This window comes from Nocardioides litoris (genome assembly GCF_006346315.1).
Classification (GTDB): Bacteria; Actinomycetota; Actinomycetes; order Propionibacteriales; family Nocardioidaceae; genus Nocardioides; species Nocardioides litoris.
On sequence record NZ_VDMR01000008.1, the window covers coordinates 256,202 to 269,673 of the forward strand.

General features: G+C 73.4%; 14 protein-coding genes. 9 read left to right on the forward strand and 5 right to left on the reverse strand.

The genetic code is table 11. The annotated features are described in order from the left end of the window. Nucleotides 1-3: 3 nt before the first annotated feature. From FJQ57_RS19115 to FJQ57_RS19125, 3 genes are all read right to left on the reverse strand, one after another. Nucleotides 4-945: a 5'-3' exonuclease gene (locus FJQ57_RS19115; protein ID WP_281284295.1), complete on the reverse strand. Its 942-nt coding sequence runs from the start codon at nt 943-945 to the stop codon at nt 4-6. 57 nt (nt 946-1,002) lie between these two features. After that, on the reverse strand, nt 1,003-2,019 hold the full coding sequence (locus FJQ57_RS19120) for an aldo/keto reductase (protein WP_246081906.1): 1,017 nt from the start codon (nt 2,017-2,019) through the stop codon (nt 1,003-1,005). Between the two features lie 127 nt (nt 2,020-2,146). Next, nucleotides 2,147-2,932 (reverse strand): SDR family oxidoreductase, encoded by a 786-nt coding sequence (locus tag FJQ57_RS19125; RefSeq protein ID WP_139983397.1) that lies wholly within the window; start codon nt 2,930-2,932, stop codon nt 2,147-2,149. Nucleotides 2,933-3,005: 73 nt separating this feature from the next. On the opposite strand from FJQ57_RS19125, the gene FJQ57_RS19130 reads away from it, so the two are divergent. Together FJQ57_RS19130 and FJQ57_RS19135 are read left to right on the forward strand one after the other, a co-directional pair. Then, nucleotides 3,006-3,587 carry a TetR/AcrR family transcriptional regulator gene (locus FJQ57_RS19130; protein WP_139983399.1) on the forward strand — a complete coding sequence of 194 codons (582 nt, stop codon included), beginning with the start codon at nt 3,006-3,008 and terminating at the stop codon, nt 3,585-3,587. A 72-nt stretch (nt 3,588-3,659) separates the two neighbouring features. Next, nucleotides 3,660-4,130, forward strand: a complete 471-nt coding sequence (locus FJQ57_RS19135; RefSeq protein ID WP_170219511.1) for an Lrp/AsnC family transcriptional regulator — start codon at nt 3,660-3,662, stop codon at nt 4,128-4,130. 7 nt (nt 4,131-4,137) lie between these two features. On the opposite strand, the gene FJQ57_RS19140 is transcribed toward FJQ57_RS19135, so the two are convergent. After that, nucleotides 4,138-5,601, reverse strand: coding sequence for a KamA family radical SAM protein (locus tag FJQ57_RS19140; protein WP_139983403.1), 1,464 nt, complete (start codon nt 5,599-5,601; stop codon nt 4,138-4,140). 177 nt (nt 5,602-5,778) lie between these two features. Here FJQ57_RS19140 and kdd point away from each other — a divergent pair, with 177 nt between their 5' ends. The 7 genes from kdd (at nt 5,779) to FJQ57_RS19175 (ending at nt 12,943) form a co-directional block, all read left to right on the forward strand. Beyond that, a complete protein-coding gene (gene kdd / locus FJQ57_RS19145) occupies nt 5,779-6,837 on the forward strand; it encodes an L-erythro-3,5-diaminohexanoate dehydrogenase (RefSeq protein ID WP_139983405.1) in 1,059 nt (352 codons plus the stop codon). Continuing rightward, nucleotides 6,834-8,423, forward strand: a complete 1,590-nt coding sequence (gene kamD, locus FJQ57_RS19150) for a lysine 5,6-aminomutase subunit alpha (protein ID WP_139983407.1) — start codon at nt 6,834-6,836, stop codon at nt 8,421-8,423. The genes kdd and kamD overlap by 4 nt, the downstream gene beginning before the upstream one ends. After that, nucleotides 8,420-9,154, forward strand: a complete 735-nt coding sequence (kamE, locus tag FJQ57_RS19155) for a lysine 5,6-aminomutase subunit beta (protein WP_139983409.1) — start codon at nt 8,420-8,422, stop codon at nt 9,152-9,154. Before kamD ends, kamE begins: the two co-directional genes overlap by 4 nt. Beyond that, the gene (kal, locus tag FJQ57_RS19160; RefSeq protein WP_139983411.1) at nt 9,154-9,558 is read left to right on the forward strand and encodes a 3-aminobutyryl-CoA ammonia lyase; all 405 of its coding nucleotides are present in this window, start codon (nt 9,154-9,156) and stop codon (nt 9,556-9,558) included. The genes kamE and kal overlap by 1 nt, the downstream gene beginning before the upstream one ends. Before the next feature lie 495 nt (nt 9,559-10,053). Beyond that, nucleotides 10,054-11,631: an apolipoprotein N-acyltransferase gene (gene lnt / locus FJQ57_RS19165; protein ID WP_139983413.1), complete on the forward strand. Its 1,578-nt coding sequence runs from the start codon at nt 10,054-10,056 to the stop codon at nt 11,629-11,631. A 47-nt stretch (nt 11,632-11,678) separates the two neighbouring features. After that, nucleotides 11,679-12,407 (forward strand): polyprenol monophosphomannose synthase, encoded by a 729-nt coding sequence (locus tag FJQ57_RS19170; RefSeq protein ID WP_139983648.1) that lies wholly within the window; start codon nt 11,679-11,681, stop codon nt 12,405-12,407. 35 nt (nt 12,408-12,442) lie between these two features. Further along, nucleotides 12,443-12,943 (forward strand): FxsA family protein, encoded by a 501-nt coding sequence (locus tag FJQ57_RS19175; protein ID WP_139983415.1) that lies wholly within the window; start codon nt 12,443-12,445, stop codon nt 12,941-12,943. Nucleotides 12,944-12,982: 39 nt separating this feature from the next. Here FJQ57_RS19175 and FJQ57_RS19180 read toward each other — a convergent pair whose 3' ends face one another. After that, entirely contained in the window at nt 12,983-13,375 is a 393-nt protein-coding gene (locus tag FJQ57_RS19180) for an RNA polymerase-binding protein RbpA (RefSeq protein WP_139983416.1), read from the reverse strand. Nucleotides 13,376-13,472 lie beyond the last annotated feature (97 nt).

Consider the following 13,472-nt stretch of genomic DNA (forward strand, 5'->3'; position numbering starts at 1 on the left):
GCCTCAGCCGGCGAGGCCGGCCAGGACGCCGGTCAGGCGCTCGACCGGGTTGGCCAGGCCCCAGCGCTCGGCCAGCTCGGTCACCCGCTCGCGGTCGGCGGGCTCGACGGGCAGCGCGGTGCGGCTGCGGTCGAGGTCGAGGTCGCGGGCCACGGCCACGACCTGCGGGGCGACGGCGAGGTAGTCGGCCGCGGCCTTGATCTTGCCCCGCGGGCCGGGGCCCAGCGGCGAGGCGGGGTCCTCGGCCGCGGCCCGGACGCCGTCGAGGTCGCCGTACTTCTGCAGCAGGCTGGCCGCGGTCTTCTCGCCCACGCCGGCGACCCCGGGCAGGCCGTCGGAGGCGTCGCCGCGGAGGGTGGCGAAGTCGGCGTACTGCCCGGCCTCGATGGCGTACTTCTCGCGCACCCACTCCTCGGTCACCCGCTCGTGGCGGCCGACCCCCTTGCCGATGTAGAGGACCCGGACCGGGCCGCCCTCGGCGTCGTCGTCGACCAGCTGGAAGAGGTCGCGGTCGCCGGTGACGACGTCGACGGCCTTGCCGGCACCGGTCGCCAGGGTGCCGATGACGTCGTCGGCCTCGTAGCCCGGGGCCCCGAGCACGCAGATGCCGAAGGCCTCCAGCACCTCGCGGATGATGGGCACCTGCAGCTCGAGCGGGTCGGGCACCTCCTCGACGTCGGGCGCCGTCGCGACCTCCTCGACCACCCGGTGGGCCTTGTACGACGGGATCAGGTCGACCCGCCACTGCGGGCGCCAGTCGTCGTCCCAGCAGCAGACGAGGTCGGTGGGCTCGTACTGCTCCACCAGGCGGCTGACGTAGTCGAGCATCCCGCGCACGGCGTTGACGTTGGTGCCGTCCGGCGCGGCGTACTCCGGCATCCCGAAGAAGGCTCGGAAGTACATCGAGGCGGTGTCGAGCAGGAGCAGTCTCGGGGCGCGGGCCACGGGGGAGACCCTAGCGGCGCGCCGAGCGTGGCCGGCGCCGTCGGGGGAGCCCCGCCCTCAGCCGCGGCCCTGGATGACGAGGTCGCCTCGCGTGACGGCTCGGATGTGGTCGCTGGCCAGCAGGGCGTGCGGCGCGCCCAGCTCGAACGCGCTCGCCGTCTCCAACCGGTCCAGGTGCTGGGGGTCGAGGTCGACCTCGAGCGCGCCGAGGTTGCCCTCCAGCTGCTCGACCGTGCGCGCGCCCAGGATCGGAGCGGTGACCCCGGGACGGTGCAGGACCCACGCCAGCGCGACCTGGGCCGGCGAGCGGCCCACCTCGTGGGCGATGTCGCGGACCTCGTCGGCGATCGCGAGGTTGCGCTCGGTGACCGTGCCCAGGGCGCGGTTGAGGTGGCGGCGGGTCCCGTCGGGCTCATCCTCGGATGCGGGTGCCCCGAGGTCGGACCGGCTGTAGGACCCGCTCAGGACCCCGCCGGCGAGCGGGGAGAACGGGACGACACCGAGACCCATCTCCCGTGCCATCGGGACGAGGTCGCGCTCGGGCGTGCGGTCCAGGAGGTTGTACTCGACCTGCAGGGCCACCAGGGGTGACCACCCGCGCAGGTCGGCGATCGCCTGCATGCGCGAGACCTGCCAGGCCGGCGCGCTCGACATCGCGACGTAGTGCACCTTCCCCTGGCGCACGAGGTCGTCCATGCCTCGCAGGGTCTCCTCGACCGGCGTCATGTCGTCCCAGACATGGAGGTAGAGCACGTCGACGTGGTCCGTGCCGAGGCGGCGCAGGCTGCTCTCGACCGACGTCATCATGTTCTTGCGGGGGCCGCCGCCGGAGTTGGGGTCGCGCCGGTCGGTCATCGACGAGTACTTCGTCGCGATGACGAGGCTGTCACGGCGGTGCCGGGCGAACTCACCGACGAGCACCTCGGAGGTGCCGTCGGTGTAGACGTCGGCGGTGTCGACGAAGTTGCCACCCCGATCGACATAGGTGTCGAACATGCGGCGGGCCTCGTCCTTGGTGGCGCCCCAGCCCCACTCGTCGCCGAACGTCGCGGCGCCGAGGGCGAGGGGTGACACCCGCAGTCCGGATCGGCCAAGCAGTCGGTAGGTGTCCAAGGTGAGCATCAGGGTGGTCCTTCGGGTCTCGGTTCGTGTGGGTCGTGTGGGTCGTGTGGGTCGTGGAGGTCGTGCGGGCCGTGCTGGCTCAGGTGAGCCCGAGCCCGAGGCCGCCGGCGACGACGACCTCCCGGCCCGTGATGTACGACGCCTCGGCCGAGGCCAGGAAGGCGACCGTGCTCGCGATGTCGGACGGCCGACCGGCCCGGCCGAGCGGCGTGCTGCGGGCGAGGTGCTCGAGGGTGGCCTCGACCGCCGCGGGCGACAGGCCGGCCTTGCGCCAGATCGGGGTCTCGACCGCGCCCGGACTGACGGCGTTGACGCGGATGCCGCGGGGCGCCAGCTCGATGGCCAGGGACGGCAACATCGCCAGCAGGGCGCCGCGCGAACCTGCTCCCACGCTCATCCCCGGCGCACCGCGGGACGCCCCGATGCCGACGTTGACGACGACGGAGGCGCCGTCGGCGAGGTGCGGCAAGGCGTGCACCAGGGTGAAGAACTGCCCGCGGGTGTTGGTGGCGAAGACGTCGTCGAAGGTCGCCTCGTCCCATTGGCTGAGCTCCCGGGTCACGTTCACGCCCGCATTGAGGAAGAGCGTGTCGATGAGTCCGAGGGCGCTGCGCACCTGCGACACGGCCCGCTCGGTCTCCTTGACCGACCTGGCGTCGGCGGAGATCACGAGGGCGCCGGGGAGGTCATCTCTCGCACGAGCGACGGTCTCGGGATCGTGGCCGGTGAGAGCCACGTGGTGGCCGCGGTCGAGCAGGAGCTCTGCGGTCGCGCGACCGATGCCGCTCGTGCCGCCGGTGATGAGAGCGACCCGCGGGCGTGCGTCGGGCCGCGTCTCCGTCGTGCCTGTCGTCGTTAAGTACACAATGTGTGACGTTAGCAGGACGGCCGCGACCGGCCCAAGCTAGGTACACATCGTGACCACGTAGGCTCGGGGCATGACCTCGCTCGAGATGGGCCCGACGGGCCAGCGCCGGGGACGAGGCGCGCGTGAGCGCATCTTGCGGGCGGCGGGGGAGCTGTTCCGCGAGCACGGCGTCAATGCGACCGGCATCGAGCAGGTCTCCGAGTCCGCCCAGGTCTCCCGGCGCACGGTCTACCAGCACTTCGGTGGCAAGGACGGCCTGGTGGAGGCCTACCTGCAGCTCCACGACGCCGCGCCCGTCCCCGCCCTGGAGCGCGACGGGCTGACCCCCCGCGAACGCCTCGTCGCGATCTTCGAGGACGCCCTCGACGCGACGCCGCCGCTGTGTCCCTTCATCGGAGCCGCCGTCGAGATCGCCGACCCCGAGCACCCGGCACGGCGGATCGCCCGTGACTACAAGGTCGACCTGGCCGCGCGCCTGGCGGCCGTGGCCCGCGACGCGGGTGCGGCGGAGCCGGAGGTGCTGGGCGACCAGCTCGCCCTCCTGCTCGACGGCGTGTCGGCGCGGACCAGGGCGACCGGCGTCGACGCGATGCCGACCGCGGTCACCGTCGCCCACGTGCTCCTCGACCGAGCTCTCGGGCCGCCGACCTGACCCGTGTCGGCCGCGGGCCCGCCCGCCGGGACGGCTCCGGGTGCCACGACCATCCGCACTAGCCTGACCCGCGTGACGAGCGAGCTCGAGGCCACCGACCGCCGGATCCTCGAGCTGCTGGCCGAGGACGGCCGGATGTCGTTCACCCACCTCGGCAAGGCCACCGGGCTGTCGACCTCGGCGGTGCACCAGCGCGTCAAGCGGCTCGAGGCGCGCGGGCTGATCCTCGGGTACGGCGCCACGGTCAACCACGACGCGGTGGGACTGCCGCTGACGGCGTTCATCTCGATCCGCGCGATCGACCCGTCCCAGCCCGACGACAGCCCCGAGCGGCTGCGGCACCTGCCCGAGATCGAGTCGTGCTGGTCGGTGGCGGGGGAGGAGTCCTACATCCTCAAGATCCGGGTCGCGACGCCGGCCGCCCTGGAGGACCTGCTGGCCCGGGTGCGGGCCGCGGCCAACGTCTCCACGCGCACGACGATCGTGCTGTCGACGTACTACGAGAACCGGCCGGTGCTCGGCGCCGGCGCGGCAGAGGCCTGAGCCCGGCTCACCAGGCCTGGAGCGCCGCCGTGCGCCGCGACGCCTCGGCGACCTCGGCGGCCTTCAGCGCGCTCGTGTCGAGGTCGGCGTGCTGGGCCCACCACGCCTGGCCCTCGGCGGGCAGGGTGTGGATCGGGTCGTAGTACTCGTAGGTGCGGTCCATGTCGTGGCCCTCGGCGGCCTCGATGGAGGTGCGGTAGTTCTTGGTCCAGCGCGAGATGCCGCGCACCTCGTCGTACGACGCCAGCTGGTGCACCCAGCGCTTGCCGACGAAGGGGACGTCGCAGACGATGCGCGGCGTCGCGAACCCCGGCAGGTAGCCCATGATGTGGTGCTGCAGCCGCTGGGCGTCGGCGACCGAGACCCGCCAGTGCTCGCTGAACGGGATCATGTCGCACATGTAGAAGTAGTAGGGCGTGATCTGCGCGCCGTCGAGGAGGCGGAAGCAGAGGTCGAGCAGGGCGTGCGGGTCGGCGTTGACGCCGTTGAGCAGCACGCCCTGGTTGCGCACGTCGCGCAGGCCGGCGTCGAGCATGGCCCGGGAGGCCTGGGCGACGAGGGGCGTGATCGAGCTGGCGTGGTTGGCGTGGGTGTGCATCGCGAGCGAGACCCCGCGGGCGCGGGCCGTGGTGGCGACGCGGTGCACGCCCTCGACGACGTCGGGCTGCAGCCAGTGCTGCGGCAGGCCGACCAGCGCCTTGGTGGCCAGCCGGATGTCGCGGACGTTGTCGATCTCGAGCAGCTGGGTCAAGAACGCCTCGAGGCGGGGCCACGGCATGTTGGCCACGTCGCCGCCGGAGACCACCACGTCGCGCACGCTCGGCGTGCGGCGCAGGTAGTCGAGCATGTCGCCGATGCGGTCGGTCGGCTTGCCGACGAACTTCAGCTTGTCGATGACGGGGGTGGAGTTGCCGACGAGGTCCATGCGGGTGCAGTGGCCGCAGTACTGCGGGCAGGTCGGCAGCAGCTCGGCCAGCACCTTGGTGGGGTAGCGGTGGGTCAGGCCCTCGGTGGCCCACATGTCGTGCTCGTGCAGCGAGTCGCGGGTGGCGTGGGGGTGGGAGGACCAGTCGGTGCGGCGGTCGGAGAAGACCGGGACCATGTAGTGGCGCACCGGGTCGGCGTACAGCGCGTCGGTGAGCGAGCCGGGGCCGGCGGGCTCGACGTGCGACACCATCGTGTTCATCATCTGCGGCGGCACGAGCATCGACATCGTGGCGCGCTCGGCCTGGTCGCGCTCGAGGTCGGCGTAGAAGCGCTCGTCGACGAGGTCGCCGAGCAGCTCGCGCAGCTGGCGGACGTTCTTGATGCAGTGGGCGCGCTGCCATTGCACGGAGGCCCACTCCTCGGCGGTGACGTCCTTCCAGCCGGGGAAGCGGGTCCAGTCGGGCTCGACGAGCTCGACGCGCTCGTAGGGGTAGGGCTGGCCGGACTCGGCCACCAGGGCGCCGACGCTGGTCTCGATGCTCATCGCGGGGGTGCTGCCTCTCGGACGTCGGTCGTCGGACGGGGGAGGGGCGCGACACAGCCCGCTCGTGGGCGCCACCAGGGGCGGCGTGCGGCTACAGTACGCGGAGATCGTGCGGCGTGCACCCCGCCGCACCGCAAGACTTCCTGTCATACCCCCGAAACGAGGGAGGGCGTCCCCGTGGACCGTCCCGAGAGCGACCCCACCGGTCTCCACCGCGTGCTCGACCGGCCGGCCGTGCTGCCGCAGGCCGCCGAGCGCCTCGACACCCGGCGCGAGCTGTGGCCCGACGAGGTGCGCGTGCGCGTCGAGCGCCTCAACCTCGACGCCGCGTCGTTCCGTCAGCTCGAGCGCACCCACGCCGACGGCGACGCCGTGCGGGCGGCCGTCCTCGACATCGTGCGCACCCGCGGCAAGATGCAGAACCCCGAGACCGGGTCGGGCGGCATGCTCGTCGGCACGGTCGAGGAGGTCGGGCCCGACTCGCCCCTCGGGCTCGCCGTCGGCGACCGCGTCGCCACCCTCGTCTCCCTCACCCTGACGCCCCTCGTCATCGAGGACGACCTCGCGGCCTGGGACGGCCTCGGTGAGCAGGTGCCCTGCGACGGGTACGCCGTGCTCTTCGGCCGCTCCATCGCCGCCGTGCTGCCCGACGACCTGCCGACCGCGCTCAGCCTGTCGGTCATGGACGTGTGCGGCGCCCCCGCGCTGACCGCACGTGTCGTCGGTGAGCACCTCGACTGCGCGGGGGGTGACGGACGCGCCCCCGTGGTGGCGGTCGTCGGCGGCGCCGGCAAGTCCGGCTCGCTCAGCCTGGCCGCCGCCCGTGACGCCGGCGCCGGTCGCACCATCGGGGTCGTGCCCCACCAGGCCGAGGCCGACCTGCTGACCGCCACCGGGCTCGCCGACGAGGTGTGCCTGGCCGACGCCCGCGACCCGGTGGGCCTGCGCGACGCGGTCGCCAAGGCGGGCGGCCCGGCCGACGTCACCGTGGTGTGCGTCGACGTGCCCGGTTGCGAGGGCGGCGCCGTGCTGGCCACCGCGGAGGGCGGCACCGTGGTGTTCTTCTCCATGGCCACCTCCTTCTCCGCCGCCGCCCTCGGGGCCGAGGGCCTCGCCGCCGACGTGCGGATGCTCGTCGGCAACGGCTACGTCCCCGGCCACGCGGCGTACGCCGTCGGCCTGCTGCGCTCCCACGCCGGGGTGCGCGAGCTGTTCGAGCGGCGGCTCGAGCCGTGAGCCGCCCGCCGCGGGGCAAGCTCGACCTCGACCCGGCCACCGTCCGGCACGCCCGCAGCCTGGCCCGCAAGGCCGGGCGGCCGATCGTGAGGATGGCCCAGGAGCACACCACCGTCGCCGTCGAGCGGGCCACGCTGCGGCTCGCCGGCCTCGGCGGGGCCGACGAGGAGGGCACGCCCTGGGTCAACCGGCTCGCCGACACCGTCCGGGCCGACCTGCACGACGACGGCGGGCTCGCCCACGGCGTGGCCCTCCCGGTGTGGGACGCGCTGCTGCGCGGCGAGGCCGAGGACCTCTCCGTGCTCGCCCAGAAGGCCGCCGCCGGGTCGGTGCGCTTCCGGCTGCCCGAGGGCCGCGACGCCCAGCGGGCGCGCACGGCGAGCCGCAAGGCCGTCGCCGCCGGCCTGCGCACGGTCGACCGCCGCCGCGCCGAGCGCGACCGGATGGTCAAGCGCCACGGCGACGCGCCCCGCCAGCCGTGGATCTACCTCATCGTCGCCACGGGCGACATCTACGAGGACATCCCGCAGGCCCAGCAGGCGGCCCGCGAGGGAGCCGACGTCATCGCGGTCATCCGGTCCACCGGCCAGAGCCTGCTCGACTTCGTGCCCGAGGGCGCGACCCGCGAGGGGTACGCCGGCACCTACGCCACCCAGGAGAACTTCCGGCTCATGCGGGCCGCGCTCGACGAGTCGAGCAAGGAGCTCGGCCGCTACGTGCGGCTGACCAACTACGCCTCGGGCCTGTGCATGCCCGAGATCGCCGCGCTGGCCGGCCTCGAGCGGCTCGACATGATGCTCAACGACTCGATGTACGGGATCCTCTTCCGAGACATCAACCCGGTGCGCACCTTCGTCGACCAGCGCTTCAGCCGCCAGGTCCACGCCCGCGCGGGGATCATCATCAACACCGGCGAGGACAACTACCTCACCACCGCCGACGCCGTCGAGGCCGCCCACACCGTCACCACCAGCCAGCTGCTCAACGAGTACTTCGCCAAGGAGGCGGGCCTCGAGGACTGGCAGCTCGGCCTCGGCCACGCCTTCGAGATCGACCCCGCGGTGCCCGACTCCTTCCGCCTCGAGCTGGCCCACGCGCTGCTGGCCCGCGAGGTCTTCCCGAAGGCCCCGCTGAAGTGGATGCCGCCGACGCGCCACATGACCGGCGACGTGTTCAAGGGCAACCTGCTCGACGGCTTCTTCAACCTGGCCGGCGCGCTCACCGGGCAGGGCATCCTGCTCGTCGGCATGATGACCGAGGCCGTGGTCACGCCCTGGCTCTCCGACCGCGACATCGCCCTCCAGAACGTCCGCTACGTCATGGACGCCGCAGGCCGCCTGCACGAGGACTTCCACCCCACCCCGGGCGGCTTCATCCAGCAGCGGGCCCACCAGGTGCTCGCCGAGTCGATCGAGCTGCTCGACCAGATCGTCGACGAGGGCCTGCTCCAGGCCATCGCCGACGGCACCTTCGGCCTCATGAAGCGCCCGGCCGACGCCGGTCGTGGCCTCGACGGCGTGGCCCGCAAGTCCGAGGCCTTCTACAACCCGGCGACCGACCTGCTCGAGGAAGGGGCGACCCGATGACGGTCCTCGTGCCGTACGGCGACACCACCGGCGACGGGATGGTGCAGCTGTCCTTCACGCTGCCCATGCCGCACTCCAAGGTCGCAGAGGGCTCCGCGGTCCAGCTGGCCAACAAGATGGGCATGGACCCCGCGCTGCTCGTGCACGCCAAGCCCATGGGGCCCGACTTCACGTTCTTCGTCGTCTACGGCCGCGTCAACCACGTGGTCGACCCCAGCCAGGTGCAGGTCGTCGAGCGCGACTACCCGCTCCTGACGCCCAAGGAGGTCAACGCCGCCGTCAAGCGCTCCCTGCGCCGCCGGCTGACCGTCGTGGGGGCGTGCATCGGCACCGACGCCCACACCGTCGGCATCGACGCGATCCTCAACATCAAGGGCTTCGCGGGGGAGAAGGGCCTGGAGTACTACCGCGAGCTCAAGGTGGTCAACCTGGGCGCCCAGGTCTCGGTGCCGCAGCTGGTCGAGCGGGCCCGCGCCGAGAAGGCCGACGCCGTGCTCGTCTCCCAGGTGGTCACCCAGCGCGACGCCCACCTGCTCAACACCCGCGAGATGTCGGCGGCCTTCCGGGAGTCCTACCCGGCCGACCGCCGGCCGCTTCTCATCGTCGGCGGCCCCCGCTTCGACGAGACGATGGCCGGCGAGCTCGGTGTCGACCGGGTCTTCGGCCGCGGCACGACGCCCGGCGAGGTCGCCTCCTTCATCGCCCACAAGCTCGCCCGGAAGGCCGCCTGATGACCGAGAGCCCCCGCACGCCCCACCCGCGCACCGGCACCCGCGTGGTGCACCGGCGCTACGTCCCCCACGGCCACGCCCACTACGCCGGCAACCTGGTCGACGGCGCCTACAGCCTCGGGCTGTTCGGCGACGTGGCGACCGAGCTGTGCATCGTCACCGACGGCGACGAGGGGCTGTTCGCCTCCTACGACGACGTGCAGTTCCGCGCACCGGTGCGGGCGGGGGACGTGCTGGAGGTGGCGGCCGAGCTCGTGCGCGCCGGCCGCCGCTCACGGGTCATGGACTTCACCGTGCACGTCGTCGCCCGCGGTGCCGCCACCGCCGACGCTCCGGGTCGGGCCGAGGTGCTCGACCCGCCGCTGCTGGCCACGACCGCGACCGGCACCGTCGTCGTCCCCTGACCGATCCGGCCCGGGCGGTCGGCGGTTCACCCCGAAGGGCCGTCTTTAGCGCACCGTGACGGCGCGCCGCCCGCGACACGCCGTTCAGGGTGACTAGTTCTCGGACCAATTTGGAGCCGGCTGCCCCGTCACTGACCTGCGGTTTCTCGCGTCGTCGCAGGTCAGCAGCCGGTTGACACCCACCCCTCACGACCGGGAATGTTGCGGCCGTTCGCTCGTGCAGGTCGTGGCCGGCGGACCGACGTCCGAGTGGCCGGGGACCGCCAGGTGTAGCGCCAACATCGTGGTGGACCGTGGTTCGCGGAGGTCGGTCCGCACCGCGGGAGCGACGCGGGAGGGCCCGCCCGGGCCGAGACAACGACCCCTCCACGGCAGCCCGTCGTGCGCGGGGACGGCCGGAGCCCCGGCAGGCCCTCCCGAAGCCCTGCAGGACGTCGTACGACGCCCCGCACGGGCCTCGCGAAGTGGCGACCACGCCACCGGTAGCGTTGCCGCGTGCTGCGCCGCCTCGCCCTCGCGGCTCTCGCCGGTGGCTCGCTGTCCTTGGCGTTCGAGCCCGTCGCCGTCCCCTACGTCGTGCCGCTGTGCCTGGCCGGCTACGCCCTGGCCACCCGCGGCCTCCGGGTCCGGTCCGGCTTCCTGGTCGGGCTGGTCTTCGGCGTCGCGTTCTACTTCCCGCACATCTGGTGGATGAGCGAGTCGATCGGCTGGCCGGCGTGGGTCCTGCTGGCCTCGGTCGAGGCGTTCTTCTACGGCCTCCTCGGCGGCGCCTCGCCGGTCCTGCAGCGCCTGCGCGCCTGGCCCGCCTGGCTGGCCTTCGGCTGGGTGGCGATGGAGTGCGTCCGGACGACCTGGCCCTTCAGCGGGATGCCCTGGGGCCGGCTGGGGTTCGCGGTCGTCGACACCCCGGTCGCGCCGGCGCTGGCCTGGCTCGGGACCAACGGGGTGAGCCTGTTGCTCGCCGGCCTCGGCTTCCTGCTGGCCCGGGTGGCGGTGGCCGAGCGCGGCGCGGAGCGGCTGGCCGCCGGCACCTCGCTGGTGGGGCTCGCAGCGGTCGCCGTGGCGCCGACCTTCGTGCCCTGGACCCTGCCCACGACCGGCCAGGTCGACGTGGCCGCTGTGCAGGGCAACGTGCCCGGCCGCGGCAACGACGTCCTGTACGACGTCGAGCAGCTCACCCGCAACCACGTCGACGTGACCCTCGACCTCGCCGAGCAGGTCGACGCGGGCGACGCCGTGCGTCCCGACTTCGTGGTCTGGCCGGAGAACTCGACTGCGCGCGACCCGTTCTCCGACGCCACCATCTACGCCGACATCAGCCGCGCGGTCGAGGCCATCGGGGTGCCGGTGATGGTGGGCGGCATCGTCGACGGCGGTCCCGACCACGTGCTCAACCAAGGCATCGTGTGGGACCCGCGGACGGGCCCGGGGGAGCGGTACGCCAAGCGCCACCCGGTGGCGTTCGGCGAGTACATCCCGTTCCGCGACCGCCTCCCGGAGAGCCTGGTGCAGAGCGGCCAGCTGGCCCGCATCCCGCGCGACATGCTCAGCGGGACCCGGGCCACGCCCCTGGACGTCGGCGGCGTGCTGGTGGCCGACGCGATCTGCTTCGACGTCGGGTACGACGACGGGTTCGAGGAGCAGGTGGCGGGCGGTGCGGAGCTGCTGGTCGTGCAGACCAGCAACGCCAGCTTCATCTTCACCGACCAGGTCGAGCAGCAGTTCGCCATCACCCGTGCCCGGGCGATCGAGTCGGGCCGCTGGCTCGTGGTGGCCTCCACCAACGGCATCGCCGGCATCATCGCCCCCGACGGCTCGGTGCTCGACCGCACCGAGCGGCTCACCCAGGACCTGGTGCAGGGCACCGTCGACCTCAAGAGCGGGATGACCCCCGGCCTCCGGGTCGGCACCTCGATGGGCACCGTGGCGCCCGCGATCACGCTCGTCGGGCTGGCCTGGGGGATCATCCTCGGGTGGCGCGCCCGCCGGCGCGCCCGGCACGACAGGGAGGACGGCGGTGAGTCCGTCACGCCCTCGCCGACCGCCCACCGACCCGAGGACGTCCACGCGTGACCCACCCGGCCCCGCACCCGCAGCCGGCCCTGCAGCCGGCGACCGTGATGGTGCTGCCGACCTACGACGAGGCCGACAACCTGGCCTGGATCGTCGGGCGCCTGCGCGCGGCGCAGCCCGAGGTCGACGTCCTGGTCGTCGACGACCAGTCGCCCGACGGCACCGGCGCCATCGCCGACGGCCTCGCCGCGGCCGACCCCCGGGTCCACGTGCTGCACCGCACCGCCAAGGGCGGCCTCGGGGCGGCGTACCTCGCGGGCTTCCGGTGGGCCCTCGACCGCGGGTACGACGTCGTGGGCGAGATGGACGCCGACGGCTCGCACCAGCCCGAGCAGCTGCACCGGCTGCTCGCCGCGCTGCCGAGCGCCGACCTGGTCATCGGGTCGCGGTGGGTGCCCGGCGGGAGCGTGGTCAACTGGCCGCTGCACCGCGAGGCCCTCTCGCGCGGCGGCAACCTCTACGTCCGGCTGCTGCTCGGGGTGGAGGTGCGGGACGCGACCGCAGGGTTCCGGCTCTTCCACCGCGCCACCCTGGAGAAGATCGACCTCGACCAGGTGCGGTCCACCGGCTACGTGTTCCAGACCGACCTCGTCACCCGCACCCTCCAGGCCGGCCTGACCGTGCGCGAGGTGCCCATCGAGTTCGTCGAGCGGGTGCGCGGCGAGTCGAAGATGAGCGGCGCGGTGGCCGCGGAGTCGCTGCGCCGCATCACGCTGTGGGGGCTGCGCGAGCGCCGCGAGCAGGTCAAGCGGGCGCTCGAGCGCCGCCGCGGCTGACCGCGGCCCTCCCTGGCCCCACCTAGCATGGGCGCATGGCCCCCGCCCGTCGCCGCCGCCTCACCTGGATCCTCGTCCTGGCGTTCGTCGTGGTGCCGCTGGCCGAGATCTACGTGCTCATCCAGGTCGGCCAGGTCATCGGCGCGTGGTGGACGATCGTGCTGCTCGTCGCCGACAGCATCCTGGGCAGCTGGCTGATCAAGCGTGAGGGCGGTCGCGCGTGGCGCGCCCTGCGCGAGGCCCTGGAGACCGGTCGGATGCCCGACCGCGAGCTGGCCGACGGCGCCCTCATCCTCATCGGCGGCACGCTCATGCTGAGCCCCGGCTTCGTGACCGACGTCTTCGGCATCGCGGCCATCCTGCCGGTCACCCGGCCCCTGCTGCGCCGCGTGCTGGCGCGGGCGGTGGCCCGGCGGCTCGCGGCCGCTCCGGCCGGCCCCGGCCCGTTCGGGCCCTTCGGCCCGGCTGGCCCCCGGCCGGGCCCGGACGCACGACACCCCGGACCGGTGGTCCGGGGTGAGGTGGTCGACGACTGAGTCGTCGCCGGGTGCGCCGCCTCGTGGCGGCGTCGCCCGTCAGGCGTTGGCGCGGGCCTTCTTCTTCGACGCGCTCGGCCGGTGCAGGTGGGCCGGGCCGATCTCGCCGCCGCGGAGCAGCTCCAGGCGCTCCTTGAGGATGTCCTCCAGCTCCTTCTCGGAGCGGCGCTCGAGCAGCATGTCCCAGTGGGTGCGGACGGGCTTCTCGGCCTTCTCCTCGCGCTGGATCCCGGCGGTGCTGAGGCCCTCGGCGCCGCAGCGCGGGCACTCCCACACCGCGGGGACCTCGGCCTCGACCGACATCGTGATCTCGAACTCGTGCTGCTGCGGACAGCGGTAGCCGACCTGCTGCCGGGCGGCGAACTCGATGCCGCGCTCGTCCTCGAAGCTCTGGCCGCCGAGCCGTGCGCCACGCAGAGTGCGCTCTGCCATGAGGCACCTCCAAACGTTGTGTACGTGGTGGGCGTGTCGCCGGGCGGTGGCCCGACACTGGTTGTCAACGCTACCCAGGCCCCCAAGATTCCAACCC

Excerpts from the sequence above, each read along its gene's own strand:
- FJQ57_RS19130 (WP_139983399.1), top strand. The coding sequence starts at position 3,006 with ATGACCTCGCTCGAGATGGGCCCGACGGGCCAGCGCCGGGGACGAGGC.
- FJQ57_RS19140 (WP_139983403.1), bottom strand. The coding sequence starts at position 5,601 with ATGAGCATCGAGACCAGCGTCGGCGCCCTGGTGGCCGAGTCCGGCCAG.
- kamE (WP_139983409.1), top strand. The coding sequence starts at position 8,420 with ATGACGGTCCTCGTGCCGTACGGCGACACCACCGGCGACGGGATGGTG.
- kal (WP_139983411.1), top strand. The coding sequence starts at position 9,154 with ATGACCGAGAGCCCCCGCACGCCCCACCCGCGCACCGGCACCCGCGTG.
- FJQ57_RS19170 (WP_139983648.1), top strand. The coding sequence starts at position 11,679 with ATGGTGCTGCCGACCTACGACGAGGCCGACAACCTGGCCTGGATCGTC.
- FJQ57_RS19175 (WP_139983415.1), top strand. The coding sequence starts at position 12,443 with ATGGCCCCCGCCCGTCGCCGCCGCCTCACCTGGATCCTCGTCCTGGCG.
- FJQ57_RS19180 (WP_139983416.1), bottom strand. The coding sequence starts at position 13,375 with ATGGCAGAGCGCACTCTGCGTGGCGCACGGCTCGGCGGCCAGAGCTTC.